The sequence below is a fragment of the Clostridium sp. BJN0013 genome, from assembly GCF_040939125.1.
In the GTDB taxonomy this organism is placed as follows: domain Bacteria; phylum Bacillota; class Clostridia; order Clostridiales; family Clostridiaceae; genus Clostridium_B.
Genome location: NZ_CP162495.1, coordinates 123,636 through 144,694, shown reverse-complemented (window position 1 = coordinate 144,694; position 21,059 = coordinate 123,636). Strand labels below are relative to the sequence as shown.

The following is a 21,059-nucleotide window of genomic DNA, read 5'->3' as shown; positions in this document are numbered from 1 at the left end:
TAGTATATTTTTTTGAGGAATTATTGTATCTGGGGTTTCTACATTGTTATATTGGTTACATGCTCCAATACATCCTATAATATATTCCCTGTTGAATCTATTACTTTTAATCCATTTTCTACTATCGTTGCTGTATCTACTATGTTAGTAATAATATCATCTGATTTTCTTGTAATTATTATCTTTAAAGCCATTTTACTCTCCTCCTTTAACTTATTTAGAACAGACCTTTGCAATTAGAGAATATAAAAAAAGATTTGATATAGAAGAAATGTTTAAAGATTTTAAATTTGGTGGGTTCAATTTAGAAGGTACCTGGACACGTAATATCCAGTATGCAAGAACCTTATATTTATGCATTTGTATAGCTTACTGCTGGATGATAACCCTTGGAACATCTTGTACAAAAGATAAGAAAAATAAACTTATTGGGGCTACAAAAACATTGAGAGACAAATATGACGGACGTATCTTTTTATAGCTCCACGCTGCTTTTCATATGTTTTTAGGATTTCCGGGCACCATTTGAGCTGTTATCAGCAAAACCGGGCACCACAAAAAGGCATAAGAAAACCCGCGTAAACACTTGATTTACGCGGGATTGTTTTTGGCGGAAGCGGTGGGATTCGAACCCACGAGCCCGTGAGGACTACCTGATTTCGAGGGGCGTGAAAGAGCAAAAACCCTTTATATCTCCACATATCTTCTCGTCATTTGTACCCCGTAAAGCCTGAAAATACGGGCTTTTTTCATTTCATGTTATTTGTGTCCACAACTTCTTACAACACTATTTTTCACGTCCGAGCACCATTTGGGCACCACGGGCACCATTGAGAAAAGGAGGACACAATGAAAAACATATTATCTAATAAAGTTATTATACTCCCGTCCGGCGCAATCAACAAGGATAAAATCAATCTTGTTGCCGGAGCTATCACGCAGCCATTCGCAGAAATGGTATGGGTGACAACGGGCGGCGACATGGAAACTATCAACCGCCTTACGGACATTCTCGTTTCCATGAACACGCCTGCCGACCGGGGAAAACTATTCAAGATTATCAAAACGTTTTACGGACTTATGGGCTTACAGTTTTCCGAGGAAGCCGACCCTATGGACGCAGACCCCGCCGTTTTGGAATACTTTATCTTTTCTTTTATGGCAGACTTTGGCGAGATTATTAAGGACTATATAACGGAAACAAAATAACCATGCACATAGCGGCGTTTACTAATTCTCTTTTGGGAAGATAGGAACGCCGTTTTTTTTATGCTCTCATGTTACGCAGTAGGGGCAAAAATAGCCTTGATTTACGCGGCTTTGCAGGTGCGTTTCTGACGTGGCAAGGGTAATATACCTTTTCCCTCAAAATCGACCTTTAACTGCGTGACAAATCTACAGCAAAGGAGTTGATGAAGCAATGGCAGTTTTCCGAGTAGAACGAAACAAGGGTTATACCGTTATGAGCAACCACCACTTGCGAAACAAGGATTTAACCCTTAAAGCAAAGGGGATGCTATCTCAAATGCTATCCCTGCCGGAGGATTGGGACTATACCCTTGCAGGGCTATCCCATATCAACCGGGAAAAAATTGACGCAATACGCGAAGCGGTGCGGGAGCTTGAACGTGCCGGATATATCATGCGGTCAAGGGAGCGCGACGAAAAAGGTCGCTTGCGGGGCGCGGATTATGTGATTTACGAGCAGCCGCAGCCGCCTATATCGGATTTACCTACATTGGAAAATCCAATATTGGATAATCCAACACTGGAAAAACCTACGCAGGATAACCCTACGTTGGAAAATCCAACGCAATTAAATAAAGAGATACAAAGAACTGACTTACTAAAAAAAGATAAATCAAATACGGATTTATCAAGTACCGATTCTATTCCTATCCATTCCCTAAGTCCCCTGCCTTACGGGGAAAGGAACGGAAAGGAAGCGTCCACCCAAAGCGCGATTGAGATATACCGGGAAATCATACAGGACAATATCGAGTACGATTATCTTCTGCAAGACCCTAACATTGACAATGACCGTCTGAATGAGATTGTTGACCTCATGCTTGAAACCATATGCACCGCAAGAAAGACAATCCGCATTGCCGGGGACGATTATCCCGCCGAGCTTGTGAAATCTAAGTTTTTGAAGCTGAACAGCAGTCACATTCAATTTGTCTTTGACTGTATGCGGGAGAACACCACCAAAATACGCAACATCAAGCAGTATCTACGGGCAGTTTTGTTTAACGCCCCGACCACCATTGACAGCTACTATACCGCCCTTGTCGCTCACGACATGGCAAGCGGCAAAATCTGAAAGGAGTATCCACTATGAAACAGGGAGCATTGATTTTTGACGAGCAGACCGACCGTTACGACATTCGCTTTGACCTTGCCGATTATTACGGCGGGCTGCATTGCGGAGAATGTTTCGAGATTTTCACAGGCGGCAAATGGAAACCGACCCGCATTGAAATGGCTGAAAACTGGTATCTTGTGGGTATCCGCACCGAGGATTTGAACGGGCTGCGGGTGCGGATATAAATACCCAAAACCGCCGCCATACCGTGAAAGGAGGACGGTAAATGCAAGATGAAGTAAACGAAAAGACCATTGCCATATCCATAAAGGCAACAAAGCTATCTGCAAAGCTGCTGCAAAAAGCTATGAAATTCATGCTTTTGCAGATGAAAAAGCAGCTTGAAAAACAGGCGACGCCCCACGGCAAGCAGACCCTAAAGCAGCTTGTAAAGCAGAATGCGGGCGTTTCCAACATTGAAATCACAGACGGGAATATCAAAGCCTTTGAGGGTACCGCGAAAAAGTACGGGATTGACTTTGCCTTGAAAAAGGACAATACCGAAAGCCCGCCCCGTTACCTTGTGTTTTTCAAGGGACGGGACGCCGACGCACTGACCGCAGCCTTTAAGGAGTTTTCCGCAAAAAAGCTGACCGAGCATAAAAAACCCTCTATCCGCAAGCTGCTTTCCACCATGAAAGAAAAGGCGGCGGCAAGGAACTCCGAGCGCGTCAAGATGAACAAAAAGGACAGGGGGATTGAGCTATGAGCAATATCAACTGGAAAAAGCTGATTATCCCCAACATGCCTTATCTGCTCTTTGTGTATCTCTTTGATAAAGCAGCACAGGCTTTCCGGCTTGCACCGGGAGCTGACCTCTCCGGCAAGCTGCTTTCTATCGGGGACGGTTTCGCCGCTGCCTTTGCAAATGCCTTGCCGAGTTTTGACCCGTTGGATTTACTTGTTGGCATTGCGGTAGCGGCAATAATCCGGCTTGCCGTATACATCAAAGGCAGGAACGCAAAAAAGTACCGCAAGGGAATAGAATACGGTTCTGCCCGTTGGGGCGGTGCAGCAGATATAAAGCCCTATGTTGACCCGGTATTTGAAAACAACGTCATTCTGACCCAGACCGAACGGCTGATGATGAGCAGCCGCCCGAAGCAGCCGAAGTACGCACGAAATAAAAACGTGCTTGTAATCGGCGGCAGCGGCAGCGGAAAAACCCGTTTTTTCGTCAAGCCTAACCTTATGCAAATGCACAGCAGCTACGTTGTAACCGACCCCAAAGGAACGGTTTTAATCGAGTGCGGCAAGCTCTTACAACGGGGCGGGTACAAAATCAAGGTGCTTAATACAATCAATTTCAAGAAATCCATGCGGTACAACCCCTTTGCCTATCTGCGGAGTGAAAAGGACATTTTGAAATTGGTAAATACCATAATCGCCAACACGAAAGGCGACGGGGAGAAATCGGCAGAGGATTTTTGGGTGAAAGCGGAAAAGCTCTATTACACCGCCTTAATCGGCTATATCTGGTATGAAGCCCCGGAGAATGAAAAGAACTTTACAACCCTGCTTGAAATGATAAATGCGTCGGAAGCCCGTGAGGACGACGAGGATTTTCAAAATCCAGTTGACCTCATGTTTGAGCGTTTGGAGCAGAAAGACCCGGAACACTTTGCCTTAAAGCAGTACAAGAAATATAAACTTGCGGCAGGCAAAACCGCAAAATCGATCCTCATTTCCTGCGGCGCAAGGTTAGCCCCATTTGACATACGGGAACTGCGGGAGCTAATGGAAACCGACGAAATGGAGCTTGACACCATAGGCGACCGCAAAACGGCCCTTTTCGTCATTATCTCCGACACTGACGACACCTTTAACTTTGTTGTTTCCATTCTTTACACACAGCTTTTCAATCTGCTATGCGACAAAGCCGACGACGTTTACGGCGGGCGGCTGCCCGTTCATGTTCGCTGCCTGTTAGATGAATTTGCGAATATCGGGCAGATACCAAAGTTTGAAAAGCTCATAGCCACCATACGAAGCCGGGAAATATCGGCTTCTATTATTTTGCAAAGCCAGTCACAGCTAAAAGCCATTTACAAGGATAACGCCGATACCATAATCGGCAACTGCGACACTACGCTTTTCTTGGGCGGTAAAGAGAAAACCACCTTGAAAGAAATATCGGAAATCTTAGGAAAGGAAACGATAGACAGCTTCAACACGTCCGAAAACAGAGGGCGGGAAGTTTCCCACGGACTGAATTATCAGAAATTGGGAAAGGAGCTTATGACGCAAGACGAAATCGCCGTTATGGACGGAGGAAAGTGTATTTTACAGCTACGCGGTGTACGCCCGTTTTTCTCTGATAAGTACGATATAACCCGGCACCCGAACTATCAATACCTTTCCGACGCAGACGCGAAAAACGCTTTTGACATGGAAAAGCATTTAAGACGCCGCCCTGCAATCGTAAAGCCGGACGAGGTTTTTGACTACTACGAAATCGACGAAGCCGATTTGCAGGAGGACGCAGAGCCATAAAGGAGGTGGTATTACAATTAAAACTGCAAACATGGGCTACATGGCACGCGCTCCTACTACAATTTCATAACGATAGCCGCCATTACGCGGCGGTATTTTCTCTTGCGGTAGTCTATGGACTATCGCTTTTTTGTACCCGAAAACGAAATCAAAAAATATGTGAGCCGCAAAAGCGGCAGAAAGAGAGGTCATTTATGGCATTTTTTAATTCGGCAGTAGGCGTTTTGCAAACCCTTGTAATCGCGTTGGGCGCGGGCTTGGGAATTTGGGGTGTTATCAATCTTTTGGAGGGCTACGGCAACGACAATCCCGGTGCAAAATCGCAAGGTATGAAGCAGCTCATGGCGGGCGGCGGCGTTGCTTTGATTGGTGCAACCCTTGTGCCTTTGCTCTCCGGCCTGTTCGGTTAAGGGCGGGTAAACGCCTATGCAGAGCATACTTGACGCGATTAACGAATGGATAAAGGAAATCCTTATCGGAGCCATTAACGGGAATCTGTCAACTATGTTCGGGGACGTAAATGAAAAAGTCGGTACAATCGCCGCCGAGGTAGGCAAGACCCCGCAGGCTTGGAACGCGAATATTTTTTCCATGATTCAGACCCTTTCGGAAAATGTAATCGTACCCATTGCGGGGCTTGTGATAACCTACGTTCTATGCTACGAGCTTATCAGCATGGTAACGGAAAAGAACAACATGCACGACATAGATACGTTTATGTTCTTTAAGTGGTTTTTTAAGGCGTGGGTAGCGGTGTTTCTCGTTACCAATACCTTTACTATCACTATGGCGGTGTTCGATATGGCGCAGCACGTCGTATCGGGTACGGCGGGCGTAATCGGCGGCAACACAAATATTGATGTTGCCGCCGCGCTTTCGTCCATGCAATCCGGGCTTGACACTATGGAAATCCCCGAACTGCTGTTGCTCGTTATGGAAACGTCGCTTGTCAGCCTTTGCATGAAAATCATGTCGGTGCTGATAACGGTAATCCTGTACGGGCGTATGATAGAAATTTACCTTTATTGTTCCGTATCCCCGATTCCGTTTGCAACCATGACAAACCGGGAGTGGGGGCAGATAGGAAACAACTACCTTAAAAGCCTGTTTGCTCTTGGCTTTCAAGGCTTTTTAATTATGATATGCGTCGGCATTTATGCGGTTTTGGTAAACGACATGATAATAGCGGACAATCTGCACAGCGCGATATTTTCCCTTGCAGCCTATACCGTTATCCTCTGCTTTTCCCTGTTCAAATCCGGCGCACTTGCAAAATCAATTTTCTCAGCCCATTAGCAGGCTGACCCGAAAGGAGGTATTTTATGGCGTATGTACCCGTACCCAAAGACCTATCCCGTATTAAAACAAAAGTCGCTCTCAACCTGACGAAGCGGCAAATTATCTGCTTTTCGGCGGCGCTCCTAATCGGACTGCCGCTTTTCTTTTTACTCAAAGACAGCACAGGAACGAGCTTTGCGGCGTTTGTAATGATTGTTGTCATGTTGCCCTGCTTCCTCATTGCCATGTATGAGAAACACGGGCAACCCCTTGAAGTCGTGGCAAAAAACATCATTCAGACAAAATTTATCCGACCCAAAGAACGCCCGTATCAGACGGAAAACTTTTACGCCGTTTTGGAACGGCAGAGAAAACTTGAAAAGGAGGTATTGGCTATTGTCAACGGCAAAAACAAAATCCACAGGAAATAAGCGCAAGCTGACCCGCGCCGAGAAAAAACAGATTGCCACCATTATCCAAAAGGCAAAGGGTGACGGAAAAGCGCATACGGCGCAGCAAACCATTCCCTATCTTACCATGTACCCGAACGGGATTTGCCGGGTAACGGAAAAGAAATACAGCAAGAGCATTGTGTTTGAAGATATTAACTATCAGCTTGCACAGGCAGACGACAAGACCGCCATTTTTGAAAACTGGTGCGATTTTCTAAATTACTTTGACGCTTCCGTATCGGTGCAGCTTTCCTTTATCAATCAAGGGACGCAGCGAATCGAAGCAGAAAAGGCTATCGACATTCCCCCGCAGGAGGACGCTTTCAACTCCATTCGCGCCGAGTACGCGGCTATGCTAAAAAATCAGCTTGAAAAAGGCAATAACGGGATTGTCAAGCACAAGGCGATTACCTTTTCCATTGAAGCGGATAACCTTGCCACAGCAAAGGCGCGGCTTGCCCGTATTGAAACCGACGTACTCAACAATTTTAAGGTGCTTGGCGTATCCGCTCACCCCATGACGGGCTATGAACGACTGAAAATGCTGCATGGCGTATTCCACCCGGAGGGAGAACCTTTTTCCTTTGATTATTCTTGGCTTGCCCCGTCCGGGCTGTCTACAAAGGACTTTATCGCTCCGTCCTCTTTCCGTTTTGGCGAAGGGCGCATATTCCGCATGGGTAAGAAAATCGGTGCGGCGAGCTTCCTTGAAATCCTTGCGCCAGAACTCAATGACCGTATGCTTGCGGATATTCTCGACCTTGAAACGGGCGTTATCGTCAATCTGCATATCCGCAGTATCGACCAGAGCGAAGCAATCAAGACCATTAAGCGCAAAATTACCGACCTTGACAAAATGAAAATTGAGGAACAGAAAAAGGCTGTCCGCAGCGGGTATGACATGGATATTATCCCGTCCGACCTTGCCACATTCGGCAGCGAAGCGAAAAATCTCTTGCAGGATTTACAGAGCAGGAATGAGCGCATGTTTTTACTTACGTTCCTTGTGGCGAACATGGCAGACACGAAGCGCAAACTTGAAAATGACGTGTTCGCCGTTAAGGGTATCGCGCAAAAATACAACTGCGCTTTGACCCGTCTTGACTACTTGCAGGAAGCGGGCTTTCTATCAAGCGTCCCTATTGGGGAAAATCTTATCCCTATTCAAAGGGGCTTGACAACGAGCAGTACCGCAATTTTTATCCCGTTCATCACACAGGAGCTTTTTCAAGAGGGCGCAGCACTTTATTATGGACTGAACGCACTTTCCAACAACATGATTTTATGTGACCGAAAGAAACTGAAAAACCCGAACGGGCTTATCTTGGGAACGCCGGGAAGCGGTAAATCTTTTGCGGCAAAGCGGGAAATCACAAATGCTTTTCTCGTTACCGACGACGATATTATTATCTGCGACCCGGAAGCCGAGTATTATCCCCTTGTGCAAAGACTTCACGGACAGGTTATCCGCATTTCGCCCACAAGCACACAGTACGTCAACCCTATGGATATTAACTTGAATTACAGCGAGGACGACAGCCCCCTTGCTCTGAAAAGCGACTTTATCCTTTCCCTTTGTGAGCTGGTCATTGGTGGGAAAGAGGGCTTGCAGCCCGTGGACAAAACAGTCATTGACCGGGCTGTCCGCAACGTTTACCGTCCGTTTCTTGCTGACCCCGACCCGGAAAAAATGCCTATTTTGGGCGACCTTTACGACGAGCTTTTGAAGAAACCGGAGCCGGAAGCGGCGCGTATCGCGTCGGCATTGGAGCTTTATGTTTCCGGCAGCTTGAATGTCTTTAACCACCGTACTAACGTGGAGCTTTCAAACCGCCTTGTCTGCTTTGATATTAAGCAGCTTGGAAAGCAGCTAAAAAAGTTAGGTATGCTCATTGTACAAGACCAGGTATGGAACCGAGTGACTGTCAACCGCGCCGAGCATAAGGCAACGCGCTATTACATGGACGAATTTCATTTACTTTTAAAAGAGGAACAGACTGCCGCTTACAGCGTGGAAATTTGGAAGCGTTTTAGAAAATGGGGCGGCATACCGACGGCAATCACACAAAATGTCAAAGACCTTTTGAGCAGCCGCGAAGTAGAAAACATCTTTGAAAACAGCGATTTTTTTCTTATGCTCAATCAAGCCGCCGGCGACCGGGCTATCCTTGCAAAGCAGCTTAACATTTCTCCGCAGCAAATGAAATACGTTACCCATACCGAAGCAGGCGAGGGGCTTATTTTTTACGGCAACGTGGTATTACCCTTTGTAGACCGCTTCCCACAGAATACCGAGCTGTACCTGGTAATGACGACAAAGCCGGAGGAAGTGAGGGGCGCATGAAAACAGACGCAATTATCAACCGGGACGTGCTGCCTGCCTTAAAAGAGCTTCCCGGCGAAAGCGTCCATTGTGCCGTAACGTCACCGCCCTATTATGCCTTGCGGGATTATGGGATTGACGCTCAGATTGGACGCGAGGACACGCCAGAACAGTACATTGAAAGGCTTGTTGCGGTTTTCCGGGAATTGCGCCGGGTACTCCGTTCAGACGGTACGTTCTGGCTGAACATTGCAGACACCTATTGCGGAACAGGCAGCAAGGGCGGCTACTCCGACCTGAAAAATCCCAAAGGCAGAAACGGACAATCACTATCCCTTGCCCGTCAAACGACAGGCTGCAAGCAAAAGGACTTAATTGGTATTCCGTGGCTGCTTGCTTTTGCCCTGCGCTCTGACGGGTGGTATTTACGCAGCGATATTATTTGGCAGAAAAACAACCCCATGCCCGAAAGTGTCAAAGACCGTCCGAGCCGCTGCCATGAACACGTTTTTTTACTTACGAAGTCAAAGAAGTATTTCTATGACGCCGCCGCCATTGCCGAACCCATAGCCCCTACAACGGCGGCGCGGTACAAATCCGGGCGCGGCGCAAATCACAAATATGCCGGGGAAGTACCCGGACAGGGCAAGGTGCAGGGTATCAACAGGGCAAGAAAAGGCGGCTATTATGACGACGCATTTATCCCCACGATACGCAACAAGCGTGACGTTTGGCTTATCAATACCGTACCCTACAAGGGCGGTCATTTTGCTGCCTTTCCCCCGAAGTTAGCGGAAACGTGCATTTTGGCGGGCTGTCCGAAAGGCGGCATTGTCCTTGACCCGTTCTTTGGAAGCGGCACAACGGGGCTTGCAGCGAAAACCCTTGACCGTCACTATATCGGGATTGAACTCAATGCCGAGTATTGCACCCTTGCAAGGGCGCGGATTGGAGGTGAATAATTAAAATCATAGCTGCTTTCCAATGTTGCTTATGTGATATAATAGTAAAAAACAAAGCAAGGAGGCCGTTTTATATGCCACTATTCGATATGAAGAAAATAGGTAAACAGCATTTGCAAGAGCTTATTGACAACAAGGTATTTGAGAACAAGGAATTAGAATACAAAGATTATTCGTTTGCAGACGGTAAAATGACAGACAAGAACAAGGACAAATTTATGAAAGAACTTGCCGCTTTTGCAAATACAAACGGAGGTACTATCATCGTAGGTATGCAGGAGGACGAAAACAGGTTACCCACCAAATTAAGTGGGGCAGGATTTTCCTTAAACGAGTTTGATAATTGGTTATCCTCTTTTCGGCAACTCGTTTTATCTCGTATTAGACCGCACTTACATGGTGTGGAATGTGTACCTGTTGAATTAGATGATAGCAACATTGCAATAGTTATTTCTGTTCCCAAAAGCTATGCTCGTCCCCACAGTTATTGGGACGGAAGCAAGGATGAATTTTTCATGCGCTATGCCAATGGAATTACATACATGGATATTGACGATTTGCGCAAGGAATTTCTATACGCAAATGGATTACAAGATAAAATCCGTCAATTCCGTAAGGATAGAATTTCAATGATATTAGCAAATGAATGTGTCGGTGATTTAGGAAATGACGCAAAAATCGTATTTCATATCGTTCCCGAATGGGGCTTTGAACTCGGAAATAGAGTTGATTTGGAAAAGCTAAGTGGCAATAGATTATTTCGGCCTATCTCTGGGAGCGGGTGGGATTACCGTTACAATGCTGATGGCTATTGCATTTACGCGAGCGAATATAAGACCAAAGCTATAAACTCCTATACACAAGTGTTTCATAGCGGTATAGTCGAAGCAGTAGAAATAAGACTTATTTCAAATTACAGAAGTAAAGAGGTTTATAATTGGTTAGAAACACAAGGAACCATAATCAAGGCGTTGTCCGAGTATGGTAGTCTTTTGGACAAATTAGGTATACCGAAGCCGTGGCACATTTTCGCTACTATCCTTAACGGAAAAGATTATATTGCTTCTGCTGGGTGGGGGGAATCTTCATTACCTCTCGATAGAAATATTGTAAACTCTTTAGACGGAATATGTACAGAAGACATTCCAATTCGTACAGCATTAGAACCCGTTTTTGACTCGTTATCAAATGCTTTTGGATTTAGTAAATCCGGCTGTTTTGAAGTAGAAAACTAAATCAACTACAATCTAAACGTCACTTTCGAGTGGCGTTTTTTTATGCCAAAAAGGAGGTGTTATATATCAAAAATCCACTAAAGCCCCGTGACAAAATTACGCAGAAAATGACCCACGATGGGCTGATGAAACAAAACGAAACAACAGGCGAAACCGAGCGTGTAAGCAAACGGGAGCAGGATGCGGATTTTCAGAAAACGCCAGAACAGCAAGCCAAACAGGACGCAGCGCAGCTTGACCCGGTATCTTCTGACACCGCCCATTTACTCCCTGCGCCCGGACTTTCCCATAGGCAGGACACGGGAGCCACCGCGCAGCTTTTTCACCGCATAGACGCGGCGCATACCCGCAAAGCGTCAAAAAAGGCGGTACAGAGGGCGCAGCGGGAAGCCGCCGCACAAACGAAATCGTCCCGTCTGCAATTTACCGACGAGGAACTTCATACCCCGGAGCTTGAAAGGTATATCAAGAAATCCGACAAAACGGCTGACCGCTTGGACGCGGCAAAGGCGACTATTCCGAAGAAAAAGAAACTTGTTACGGAGCGCACCTCTGATGAAGCCACAGGCAAAGGCAAAACCCGTCTGCACTTTGAGGAACGGGAAAAGCCCATGCCCGGAAATTCCAACAAAAACCCGTTGCCCCGCCCCGCGCAGGAAGTGGGTATTTTTATTCACAACAAGATACATTCCGTTGAAAAGGACAATTCCGGCGTTGAGGGAGCGCACAAAACCGAGGAATTAGCGGAGTACGGCGCAAAATACGGGGCGCGGAAAATACGGCAGGGCTACCGCAGCCACAAGCTGAAACCTTACCGGGCGGCAGCAAAAGCGGAAAAAGCGGCGTTTAAGGCAAACGTGGATTTTCAGTATCGTAAGACGCTGCACGACAACCCGCAGCTTAAAAGCAATCCTGTTTCCCGCCTTTGGCAGAAGCAGCAAATTAAGCGGCAGTATGCAAAGGCAGCGAAAACGGGCGGCGTAAACACTGCGAAAAATATCCGCAAGGCGGCAAAGAAAACCGCCGAGCAGACAAGGAACACGGTGGCATTTGTAGCACGGCACCCGGCAGGCGTGATAATTGCTATTGCCGCGCTGCTGCTGTTTATTATGATTTTTACGGGGCTGTCCTCTTGTTCCACTATGTTCTCCGGCACACTGAACGGCATACTTGGTACATCGTACACGTCGGAGGACAGCGACCTTGTGGCAGTGGAAAACAGCTACGCAGCAAAGGAAAATGAGCTGCAAAACAGGATAGATAATATCGAGCGTGACAACCCCGGCTATGACGAATACCGCTATGACCTTGATAATATCGGGCATAACCCGCATGAACTGGCTTCCTATCTGACCGCTCTTTTGCAGAGCTACACTCCACAAAGCGCACAGGCAGAATTGCAGCGCGTTTTTGACAGGCAGTATACGCTGACGCTGACCGAAACCATGGAGGTACGCTATCGGACAGAAACCCGCACCGATACATGGACGGACGCAGACGGGAACAGCCACACAGACACTTACACCGTTGAAGTACCCTACAACTATTACATTCTCAATATCAAGCTGACAAATAAGCCTATATCCTCTTTTGTGCCGGAGCTTTTAACGGCAGAGCAGCTTGAAATGTACCGCGTGTATCTTGAAACAAGCGGCAATAAGTCCTTGATTTTTGGCGGCGGCTCTCCAGACGGAAGCCCGTCCGAGGATTTAAGCGGCGTTCATTTTGTAAATGGCACACGTCCCGGCAATCCGCAGCTTGTAGACCTTGCAAAATCGCAAGTCGGCAACGTGGGCGGTTCTCCCTATTGGAGCTGGTACGGCTTCAACAGCCGCGTCGAATGGTGCGCTTGTTTTGTATCTTGGTGCTACGGGCAGGCGGGCTTATCCGAGCCGCGCTTTGCAGCTTGCCAGTCGCAGGGGATTCCGTGGTTTACCTCTCACAAACAATGGGGCGACCGAAATTACAGCAACATAGCCCCCGGTGACGCTATCTTTTTCGATTGGGATTCAGACGGGAGCGCAGACCATGTAGGGCTTGTTATCGGCACAGACGGAAGCCGCGTTTACACCGTTGAGGGCAATTCCGGCGACGCCTGCAAAATCAAGAGCTATTCCCTTGACTATGCCTGTATCAAAGGCTATGGGCTGATGAATTGGAACTGACAATTTTTGAAATTGAAAGGAGTATCACACAATGGCAAATACCAAAATTGACCGTATCGACCGGGAAATCCAAAAGACCCGTGAGAAAATCACAGAGTATCAAAATAAGCTGAAAGGGCTTGAATCGCAAAAAACGGAAGCTGAAAATCTGCAAATTGTTCAGCTTGTGCGCTCTATGCGCATGACCCCGCAGGAGCTTACTGCTATGCTTTCCGGCGAGCCTATCCCCGGCATTGCTGCCGTTCCCGCAGACTATGACAAACAGGAGGACACCGAGAATGAAGAATAAGAGAATTTTTAGAACGCTGACAGCCCTTTGCGCCGCTCTTGTACTTATGGGCGGCTTTTCTGTTACCGCCTATGCGAGCGGTGGTGAGAACATTCCTACTGACGACAGCAACGTAATTGTAGAAACCGCCGAGCCGCAGCCCCTTACTCCAGAGGGCAACATAAGCCTTGTGGACAACATAGAGGGCGACGCTGCCGAGGATAAGCAGTTTATCGTTGTAAAAAGCAAAGGCGGCAATTACTTTTACATCATTATTGACAACGCAGCACAGGGCGAAAACACCGTCCATTTCCTCAATCAAGTAGACGAATCCGACTTACTGGCTCTCATAGACGAAGATAAGCTACCGCAAGATTCAGAAGTCACCACAGAGCCTACCCCCGAACCGACACCGCAGCCGGAGCCGGAACAGCCCAAAGAGGGAAAAAGCAATACGGGCGGTATACTGCTCATGGTGCTGCTGCTCTTTGCCGGGATTGGCGGCGCGTTCTATTATTTTAAGATTTTAAAGCCGAAGCAAGCTGTCAAGGGCGATACTGACCTTGAAGATTTTGACTTTGACGAATACGACGAGGACGAACAGCCCGAAACGGAAGAAAGTGAGGACAACGGGGAGGACACCCCATGACATGGTTTACTGACAGTGTTTATGAAAAGATGATGACCAAAAAACCAAACGGGCGGCGTGAAAATACTCCGCCCGTTTCTCATTCCCCGGCTTGTGAAAGCTGCCCTTATAAGGAGCAAAATTCTTGTGTCGGGTACTGTATTAAAATACTTACAAATAAACAATCCAAATAGACTTACTTATATTACTATGGTAAGATAAGGTTAGAAAGGAAGTGGGATTATGGAACAGAAAACTTTATTTGAAATACCGATTTACTCTATGAGCGAAAAAGAATTTAATAAACGTTGGAATAATAAAAAAACTAATTTGTATAATACATTTATCAATAGCGGACACACTGATGACAGTGCAAAATCGGGTATATCGGCTATATGCTTTCCTCATTGTTTATGGAGATATAATCAAATTGTTGGTTTTATAAAAATCTCAGTATCAAAACATGATGTATGGTTTGATATATATCGTTCTTTAGATAAGATATATTATGCAGACAGCAAGCAAAAACATTTTATCCAAGATATTCATGCAAATGGAACTCATTTCTATGTTTCCAACCCCATTGATACAGAAATAAAAGAAGCTATTCGAGAATGTTTAAAAGGTATTGAGAAAGACCATCTAAGAAAAAGTTTTTATGTGGATTATTCAACTTTTAACAATATTTTTGATTACATAAACATTGAACAAATAATGAAAACACTTTAAGAAAAGAGAGGTTTATTTGTATGACAACTAATGAAAAACTGAAGCTATTCAATGATACAAGTACAACACTTGTGTATATTGCTTCTAAGGAATTTGCGAAAGAAATAGCAAAAGGAAATTACCATTATGATTTTGATGTATACATTCATGTAGGACGTGACAAAGGAAGCGTTACAGTCTATGGAGATAATGACCCCGACAATATCATTCCTATAGATATGAGCATTCGTGAATATATTTTGAAATGTGCGGAAAAAGACAGATAATCTTTAATGGAATATCAATGTAATATGGAAAGAGCAATCAAAATCTGGTTGCTCTTTTTCTATGCCCAAAAGGAGGAAAATTATATGAAGTTAGTCATTGCAGAAAAACCCAGCGTCGCCCAGACTATCGCTGCCGTTCTTGGTGCAAAGGAAAAAAAGGACGGGTATATCGAGGGCGGGGGCTATCTTGTTTCTTGGTGCGTCGGGCATTTAGTGGGGCTTTCCGAAGCCGCCGCCTATGGGGAGCAGTACAAAAAATGGAGCTATGAAACCTTACCCATTCTGCCGCAGGAATGGAAATACACCGTTGCGGCCGACAAGCGAAAGCAATTCAAAATCCTAAAAGACCTCATGTGCCGCCCCGACGTTTCCGAGGTTATCAACGCTTGCGACGCAGGGCGCGAGGGTGAACTAATTTTCCGTTTCGTCTACCATGTGGCAGGGTGCAAAAAAAACATGCGCCGTCTTTGGATTTCCTCTATGGAGGACGCAGCAATCAAAAAAGGTTTTGACACGCTCAAAAACGGGCGGGAGTATGACCCCCTCTTTGCGTCTGCGCTATGCAGGGCAAAAGCGGATTGGCTTATCGGTATCAACGCCACCCGACTTTTCTCTTGCTTGTACAGCAAGACCTTGAATGTGGGACGGGTACAGACCCCAACGCTGAAAATGCTTGTAGACCGGGACGCAGCGATAACGGGCTTTCAGAAAGAAAAATACTACCATGTGCGGCTTGATATGGGCGGTGCGGAATCGGTAAGCGCGAGGATCCGCTCTGCCGAGGAAGCGGAAGCACTCAAAACGGCTTGCGAAGTGTCACAGGCCGTTTGCCTTTCTCTGACCCGCGAAAAGAAAACCGTCGCCCCGCCGAGGTTATTTGACCTTACGAGTTTGCAGCGGGAAGCAAACCGTATTCATGGCTATACCGCGAAACAGACCCTTGACCTTGCACAGAGCCTATATGAAAAACGGCTTTTGACTTATCCACGAACGGACAGCGCATTTCTGACCGACGACATGGGCGGTACGGCGGCGGGCATTGCCACCCTGCTTTGCGGCAAGCTGCCTTTCATGCAGGGCGTGAACTTCACGCCGGACATTTCCCGTCTGCTTGACAGCAAAAAGGTATCAGACCACCACGCCATTATCCCCACCGCCGAGCTTGCAAAAACCGAGCTTGCAAAAACCGACCTTGCCGAACTGCCGGAAAGCGAAAGAAATATCCTTATCCTTGCCGGGGCGCGTCTGCTCTTTGCCGCCGTCGAGCCGCACATTTATGAAGCGGTTACGGCGGTTTTTGGGTGCGCTGACAAGGAGTTTATCGCAAAGGGCAAGACGGTACTTTGTGCCGGGTGGAAAGAGCTTGAACACCGTTACCGGGCAACGCTGAAAGCGAAGCCCGACCCGGAGGACGACAACGAGGTATTGGAGCTTGACGCGCCGCCTTTTACCGAGGGACAGACCTTTGACCGACCCGCCGCAAAGGTAACAGTCCATGACACAACGCCGCCGAAACCCCACAATGAAGCAACCTTACTTTCCGCTATGGAACGCGCCGGGAATGAGAACACCGACCCGGACACGGAACGCCGCGGGCTCGGTACACCCGCCACCCGCGCCGCCGTTATTGAAAAGTTAGTAAAATCCGGCTTTGTTCAGCGCAAAGGTAAGCAGCTAATTCCCACCAAAGACGGGAGCAATCTTGTTTATGTGCTGCCGGATAGCCTGACCTCTCCGCAGCTTACCGCCGAGTGGGAAAATTCCTTGACGCAGATTGCAAAGGGAGCCGCCGACCCGGACAGTTTTATGCGCGGCATTGAAGAAATGGCGCGGGAACTTGTGAAAGCCTATCCGTCCCTTTCCGATACGGACAAGGAGCGTTTCAAGAATGAAAAGCCCGTTATCGGCAAATGCCCCCGTTGCGGCGGCAATGTCTATGAGGGCAAGAAAAATTACTACTGCGAAAACAAGGATTGCGCCTTTGTCATGTGGAAAAATGACCGCTTCTTTGAGGAACGAAAAACCGCCTTTACGCCGAAGATTGCCGCCGAGCTTTTGAAAAACGGCAGGGTGAAAGTGAAAAAGCTGTATTCTCCAAAAACAGGCAAAACCTATGACGGAACGGTGCTTTTAGCCGACACAGGCGGGAAATATGTCAACTACCGCATTACAATTCAGAGGGACAAAGAACTTTCGTAGCAAGCATAGGAAAGGGGTACCCTTTCCGTCAAATCCCCGCCTTTTCTCACAGAGAACGGCGGGAATTTTGCTTGTTGGGAAGTTTCCCAAACCCTCTATGAAACCGAAACGAAAGGAGCTAATGTATGAACGAACAATTTTCAGTCTTAATAGACAGCCGCACCCGTTTTGATACGGGCGAAACAGGTGGCGTGTGGCTTTCCATGCCTGCCACAGCGGAGCAGATTCACGACGTTATGGGGCGCGTCGGTATTACCGCAGACAACCCGCAGGATTTTTTTATCAATGGCTTTGCCAATACCGAGGATTGCCCTTTTGATGTGCCACTTGCCGTTATCCAAAGCGGCAGTATAGACGAACTGAACTACTTAGGCAAGCTGCTTGAAATGCAGCGCGACGAGGATAAGGAAAAATTTGCGGCGGCGGTCACGCATGGCGAGTATGCCGGAAATCTCAAAGACCTTATCAACCTTGCACAAAATCTTGATTGCTATTGGATTTATCCCACCGTCCAAAGCGAGGAAGATTACGGCTATTACCTTATTGACGAGCTGGACGGCTTGGAGCTGCCCGAAGAAGCAAAAAAGTATCTCATGTATGAAGAATATGGGCGCGACGCTACTATCAATGAGGGCGGCAGATTTACCGAGCAGGGCTATATTTATAACAACAAAAACACCTTTACGGAGTGGTACGACGGACGCGACGTGCCGGAAGAATACCGTATTATGAGTTTCCCACGGGCAGAACGCAGCAACCCGGCAAAAGAGGATTTTGACGCTATGGCGGCAACGCTGCCCGCCGAGCTGCGCCCGGTCATGCCGATAATCCTTACTTCTGAAAATCCGGCCGACAAAATGAAAGAGATAACCGACCGCTTGGAGCAGGGTATCGCAGGCGTGTTTGAGAGTGAACGGTACGTCGAATATCTGCGTACCATGTCAAAATTTCATAATTACAGCTTCAACAATACGCTGCTTATCGCCATGCAGGGCGGCAATCTTGTAAAAGGATTCAGACAATGGGAAAAGGAATTTGACCGCCATGTGAAACCCGGTGAAAAGGCAATCAAAATACTTGCGCCCGCGCCCTTCACCGTTAAAAAGCAAATGGAAAAAATCGACCCCGAAACGCGCAAGCCCGTTATTGATAAGGACGGGAAGCCCGTGACCGAAGAACAGGAAATCAAAATCCCTGCGTTTAAGGTGGTATCTGTTTTTGATGTATCACAAACAGAGGGTAAAGAATTGTCCGATATTTCCGTTAATGAGCTGATGGGCGACGTGAAGCAATACAAAGACTTTTTCGCGGCTCTTGAAAAAACTTCTCCCTTTGACATTACCTTTGAGAGTATGGACGACAGCACCAAAGGCCGCTGCAATTATGAAGAACGCCGCATTGTAATCAATGAGGGCATGAGTGAATTACAGAACATCAAAACCGCCATTCACGAAATCGCCCATGCAACCCTACATGACACCGACCGGGACGCGCCGGAACGTCCAGACCGTCGTACCCGCGAGGTACAAGCGGAAAGCGTCGCTTATACCGTATGCCAGTATTACGGGCTTGATACGTCGGACTACTCTTTCGGATATGTTGCCGGGTGGAGCAGCGGGCGTGAGCTTGCGGAACTGAAAAGCTCTCTTGAAACAATCCGCAGTACCGCCGCGACGCTGATTGACACCATTGACGGGCATTTTGCGGAAATCCAAAAGGAGCAGCATATGGAACAAGCAATGTCGGAAAAATCCGAGGAACAGGAGCAAAAAATTACACCGGAGCCGCCACAGACCGGACAGCCCCAAAACAAGGTTGAACAACGCAGCGATGAGCCGCAACCTGCGGCGGAGCAACAAACACAGCCCGTCGTTCAGTTTTACTCTATCAACGAAACAGCCGCCCGCCGCGCAAAAGACGCAAACAGCTTTTATGATTATAAACCGGGCAGCGCAACGGCTGAATACCGGCAGTATGTAGAGGAAGTCGCCGCGCTTGCAGAACGGCAGAAAAAGCGAGTTGACCCTATATACCATGAGAAAATCGACAGCTTGCTTGATACCTATTCCCGGAAACTTGCAGCAAACATGAATAGCCGATTTTCTATTGACGCCCGCGTTCCCTCTATCCTGATTGCGGGGGGCAGTAATTTCCCCGTTAGACAGAAAGAAAAACAGAACGCCGCCCGTGATAGAAATTGGGGTGAATGGCAGGAAATACAGGGATTGCTTGACAAAATCCGCAGTACGGGCATGGGCGGTATCAGCGCGGACGACCCGCAAGCCGTTCAGAAGTTGGAAAGCAAACTTGTGGGCTTGGAGCAATCACAGGAAACCATGAAAGCCGTAAACGCCTATTACCGCAAGAACAAAACCCTTGACGGCTGCCCTCATTTGTCGCCGGAAAACATTGAAAAACTGAAAGCGAGTATGGCGCAAGGTTATCATCTTGAGGGCAAGCCCTATCCTACATGGGCGTTATCAAATAACAGCGCAGAGATACGACGCTTGAAAAACCGTATAAAGGATTTATCGCAGAAACAGACCGTCGGCTATGTTGGTTGGGAGTTTGCGGGCGGTAAGGTAGAAGCCAATACCGAAGTCAACCGTCTGCAAATCTTTTTTGAGGAAAAGCCGGGCGAAGCGACGCGGACAGAGCTTAAAAACAACGGTTTTCGTTGGTCACCCAACGCCGAAGCATGGCAGCGGCAGCTTACCGATAATGCCTATTTTGCTGCAAATTATATAAAAGCCATTCAGCCCCTCACCGGGGAAAAGCCTACGGAATTACAGAGAGCGCATATCCGGGCAGAAAAGGCAAAACCGCAGGAACCGCCGCAAGCACAGCAGCAAACCGACGACGTTGAACAGCCGACGCAGGAAGCCGAGCAGGACAAAGATACTTATTCCATTTATCAGTTAAAGCATGGCGACGAAACGCGGAATTTGCGCTTTGAGCCTTATGACCGTCTGCAAGCGGCGGGAAACATGGTTGACCCGGCGAACTATGACCTTATCTATTCCGCGCCCCTTACACAGGGAACTTCCCTTGAAGATATTTATATCCGTTTCAATATCGACCACCCGAAAGATTTTAAGGGACATAGTCTTTCCGTTTCCGACGTGGTGGTGCTTTATCAGAACGGGCAGGACGCCGCCCATTATGTTGACAGTTTCGGCTATCGGCAAGTACCAGAGTTTTTGCAAGAGCGGCAAAAAGAACTGACCCCGGACGAATTTTTGACCGGGGAGAAAATCACAACACCGCGCGGCAGCTTCCGCTTAACCTCTATGAGCATGGAACAAATGAAAGAAGCCGGGTATGGCATTCATCACAATTCGGAGGACGGAAAATATTACATCATGGGGAATGGCACACGGGCTTTTGCCGTAGCGGTTGAGCAGCCCCAAAATTATTTGAAGCATATTGAGGATACCGTAGAGCAGAACGACAACAATTTTGACGGGATTATCAACAACACACCGCAGACGCCCACCGTAGGAGAATTGGAGCAGAAAGCAAAAGCGGGTGAACCTATTTCCCTTATTGACCTTGCAAATGCAATCAAAGCCGATAAGGAGCGCGTCGGCAAGCCGGAAGAAAAGCCCTCTATCCGGGCGCAGCTAAAAGCTTATAAGGAACGGGCAGCACAGAAGAAAACCGCAAAACAGAAAAATCACGATTTGGAGGTATGAG

General features: G+C 47.4%; 20 protein-coding genes. All 20 read left to right on the top strand.

Annotated features, from left to right (window positions below; genetic code table 11):
* The first annotated feature begins 271 nt into the window (after positions 1-271).
* The 20 genes from AB3K27_RS00915 to AB3K27_RS00820 all read left to right on the top strand — a co-directional run bounded on the left by AB3K27_RS00915 (position 272) and on the right by AB3K27_RS00820 (position 21,058).
* The gene (locus AB3K27_RS00915) at positions 272-481 is read left to right on the top strand and encodes a hypothetical protein (RefSeq protein WP_368489410.1); all 210 of its coding nucleotides are present in this window, start codon (positions 272-274) and stop codon (positions 479-481) included.
* Positions 482-849: 368 nt separating this feature from the next.
* Positions 850-1,209, top strand: coding sequence for a hypothetical protein (locus tag AB3K27_RS00910; protein ID WP_368489409.1), 360 nt, complete (start codon positions 850-852; stop codon positions 1,207-1,209).
* A 211-nt stretch (positions 1,210-1,420) separates the two neighbouring features.
* Positions 1,421-2,323, top strand: coding sequence for a DUF6017 domain-containing protein (locus AB3K27_RS00905; RefSeq protein ID WP_368489408.1), 903 nt, complete (start codon positions 1,421-1,423; stop codon positions 2,321-2,323).
* Between the two features lie 14 nt (positions 2,324-2,337).
* Positions 2,338-2,550 carry a DUF5348 domain-containing protein gene (locus AB3K27_RS00900; RefSeq protein WP_368489407.1) on the top strand — a complete coding sequence of 71 codons (213 nt, stop codon included), beginning with the start codon at positions 2,338-2,340 and terminating at the stop codon, positions 2,548-2,550.
* 41 nt (positions 2,551-2,591) lie between these two features.
* Positions 2,592-3,074 (top strand): PcfB family protein, encoded by a 483-nt coding sequence (locus AB3K27_RS00895; RefSeq protein WP_368489406.1) that lies wholly within the window; start codon positions 2,592-2,594, stop codon positions 3,072-3,074.
* Positions 3,071-4,858, top strand: a complete 1,788-nt coding sequence (locus AB3K27_RS00890) for a VirD4-like conjugal transfer protein, CD1115 family (protein ID WP_368489405.1) — start codon at positions 3,071-3,073, stop codon at positions 4,856-4,858. Before AB3K27_RS00895 ends, AB3K27_RS00890 begins: the two co-directional genes overlap by 4 nt.
* A 194-nt stretch (positions 4,859-5,052) precedes the next feature.
* Positions 5,053-5,268 carry a Maff2 family mobile element protein gene (locus AB3K27_RS00885; protein ID WP_006773673.1) on the top strand — a complete coding sequence of 72 codons (216 nt, stop codon included), beginning with the start codon at positions 5,053-5,055 and terminating at the stop codon, positions 5,266-5,268.
* Positions 5,269-5,284: 16 nt separating this feature from the next.
* Entirely contained in the window at positions 5,285-6,154 is an 870-nt protein-coding gene (locus AB3K27_RS00880; protein ID WP_368489404.1) for a VirB6/TrbL-like conjugal transfer protein, CD1112 family, read from the top strand.
* Between the two features lie 26 nt (positions 6,155-6,180).
* Positions 6,181-6,567 carry a PrgI family protein gene (locus tag AB3K27_RS00875; RefSeq protein WP_368489403.1) on the top strand — a complete coding sequence of 129 codons (387 nt, stop codon included), beginning with the start codon at positions 6,181-6,183 and terminating at the stop codon, positions 6,565-6,567.
* Positions 6,533-8,932, top strand: a complete 2,400-nt coding sequence (locus AB3K27_RS00870) for a VirB4-like conjugal transfer ATPase, CD1110 family (protein ID WP_368489402.1) — start codon at positions 6,533-6,535, stop codon at positions 8,930-8,932. The genes AB3K27_RS00875 and AB3K27_RS00870 overlap by 35 nt, the downstream gene beginning before the upstream one ends.
* A complete protein-coding gene (locus tag AB3K27_RS00865) occupies positions 8,929-9,873 on the top strand; it encodes a site-specific DNA-methyltransferase (RefSeq protein WP_368489401.1) in 945 nt (314 codons plus the stop codon). The genes AB3K27_RS00870 and AB3K27_RS00865 overlap by 4 nt, the downstream gene beginning before the upstream one ends.
* A 74-nt stretch (positions 9,874-9,947) precedes the next feature.
* On the top strand, positions 9,948-11,108 hold the full coding sequence (locus AB3K27_RS00860; RefSeq protein WP_368489400.1) for a helix-turn-helix domain-containing protein: 1,161 nt from the start codon (positions 9,948-9,950) through the stop codon (positions 11,106-11,108).
* A 107-nt stretch (positions 11,109-11,215) separates the two neighbouring features.
* Positions 11,216-13,273 (top strand): CD1108 family mobile element protein, encoded by a 2,058-nt coding sequence (locus tag AB3K27_RS00855; RefSeq protein ID WP_368491138.1) that lies wholly within the window; start codon positions 11,216-11,218, stop codon positions 13,271-13,273.
* 31 nt (positions 13,274-13,304) lie between these two features.
* Positions 13,305-13,562 carry a DUF4315 family protein gene (locus AB3K27_RS00850; protein WP_368489399.1) on the top strand — a complete coding sequence of 86 codons (258 nt, stop codon included), beginning with the start codon at positions 13,305-13,307 and terminating at the stop codon, positions 13,560-13,562.
* On the top strand, positions 13,552-14,190 hold the full coding sequence (locus tag AB3K27_RS00845) for a DUF4366 domain-containing protein (protein ID WP_368489398.1): 639 nt from the start codon (positions 13,552-13,554) through the stop codon (positions 14,188-14,190). The genes AB3K27_RS00850 and AB3K27_RS00845 overlap by 11 nt, the downstream gene beginning before the upstream one ends.
* Positions 14,187-14,363, top strand: coding sequence for a hypothetical protein (locus AB3K27_RS00840; RefSeq protein WP_368489397.1), 177 nt, complete (start codon positions 14,187-14,189; stop codon positions 14,361-14,363). Before AB3K27_RS00845 ends, AB3K27_RS00840 begins: the two co-directional genes overlap by 4 nt.
* 49 nt (positions 14,364-14,412) lie before the next feature.
* Positions 14,413-14,898, top strand: a complete 486-nt coding sequence (locus AB3K27_RS00835) for a hypothetical protein (RefSeq protein ID WP_368489396.1) — start codon at positions 14,413-14,415, stop codon at positions 14,896-14,898.
* 20 nt (positions 14,899-14,918) lie between these two features.
* Entirely contained in the window at positions 14,919-15,164 is a 246-nt protein-coding gene (locus AB3K27_RS00830; protein ID WP_368489395.1) for a hypothetical protein, read from the top strand.
* A gap of 84 nt (positions 15,165-15,248) precedes the next feature.
* Complete coding sequence (locus tag AB3K27_RS00825) at positions 15,249-17,363, top strand: DNA topoisomerase 3 (RefSeq protein WP_368489394.1); 2,115 nt, start codon at positions 15,249-15,251, stop codon at positions 17,361-17,363.
* Positions 17,364-17,488: 125 nt separating this feature from the next.
* The gene (locus tag AB3K27_RS00820) at positions 17,489-21,058 is read left to right on the top strand and encodes a YodL domain-containing protein (RefSeq protein ID WP_368489393.1); all 3,570 of its coding nucleotides are present in this window, start codon (positions 17,489-17,491) and stop codon (positions 21,056-21,058) included.
* Position 21,059: the final 1 nt, after the last annotated feature.

Excerpts from the sequence above, each read along its gene's own strand:
- AB3K27_RS00915 (WP_368489410.1), top strand. The coding sequence starts at position 272 with ATGTTTAAAGATTTTAAATTTGGTGGGTTCAATTTAGAAGGTACCTGG.
- AB3K27_RS00910 (WP_368489409.1), top strand. The coding sequence starts at position 850 with ATGAAAAACATATTATCTAATAAAGTTATTATACTCCCGTCCGGCGCA.
- AB3K27_RS00905 (WP_368489408.1), top strand. The coding sequence starts at position 1,421 with ATGGCAGTTTTCCGAGTAGAACGAAACAAGGGTTATACCGTTATGAGC.
- AB3K27_RS00900 (WP_368489407.1), top strand. The coding sequence starts at position 2,338 with ATGAAACAGGGAGCATTGATTTTTGACGAGCAGACCGACCGTTACGAC.
- AB3K27_RS00895 (WP_368489406.1), top strand. The coding sequence starts at position 2,592 with ATGCAAGATGAAGTAAACGAAAAGACCATTGCCATATCCATAAAGGCA.
- AB3K27_RS00890 (WP_368489405.1), top strand. The coding sequence starts at position 3,071 with ATGAGCAATATCAACTGGAAAAAGCTGATTATCCCCAACATGCCTTAT.
- AB3K27_RS00885 (WP_006773673.1), top strand. The coding sequence starts at position 5,053 with ATGGCATTTTTTAATTCGGCAGTAGGCGTTTTGCAAACCCTTGTAATC.
- AB3K27_RS00880 (WP_368489404.1), top strand. The coding sequence starts at position 5,285 with ATGCAGAGCATACTTGACGCGATTAACGAATGGATAAAGGAAATCCTT.
- AB3K27_RS00875 (WP_368489403.1), top strand. The coding sequence starts at position 6,181 with ATGGCGTATGTACCCGTACCCAAAGACCTATCCCGTATTAAAACAAAA.
- AB3K27_RS00865 (WP_368489401.1), top strand. The coding sequence starts at position 8,929 with ATGAAAACAGACGCAATTATCAACCGGGACGTGCTGCCTGCCTTAAAA.
- AB3K27_RS00860 (WP_368489400.1), top strand. The coding sequence starts at position 9,948 with ATGCCACTATTCGATATGAAGAAAATAGGTAAACAGCATTTGCAAGAG.
- AB3K27_RS00855 (WP_368491138.1), top strand. The coding sequence starts at position 11,216 with ATGACCCACGATGGGCTGATGAAACAAAACGAAACAACAGGCGAAACC.
- AB3K27_RS00850 (WP_368489399.1), top strand. The coding sequence starts at position 13,305 with ATGGCAAATACCAAAATTGACCGTATCGACCGGGAAATCCAAAAGACC.
- AB3K27_RS00845 (WP_368489398.1), top strand. The coding sequence starts at position 13,552 with ATGAAGAATAAGAGAATTTTTAGAACGCTGACAGCCCTTTGCGCCGCT.
- AB3K27_RS00840 (WP_368489397.1), top strand. The coding sequence starts at position 14,187 with ATGACATGGTTTACTGACAGTGTTTATGAAAAGATGATGACCAAAAAA.
- AB3K27_RS00835 (WP_368489396.1), top strand. The coding sequence starts at position 14,413 with ATGGAACAGAAAACTTTATTTGAAATACCGATTTACTCTATGAGCGAA.
- AB3K27_RS00830 (WP_368489395.1), top strand. The coding sequence starts at position 14,919 with ATGACAACTAATGAAAAACTGAAGCTATTCAATGATACAAGTACAACA.
- AB3K27_RS00825 (WP_368489394.1), top strand. The coding sequence starts at position 15,249 with ATGAAGTTAGTCATTGCAGAAAAACCCAGCGTCGCCCAGACTATCGCT.
- AB3K27_RS00820 (WP_368489393.1), top strand. The coding sequence starts at position 17,489 with ATGAACGAACAATTTTCAGTCTTAATAGACAGCCGCACCCGTTTTGAT.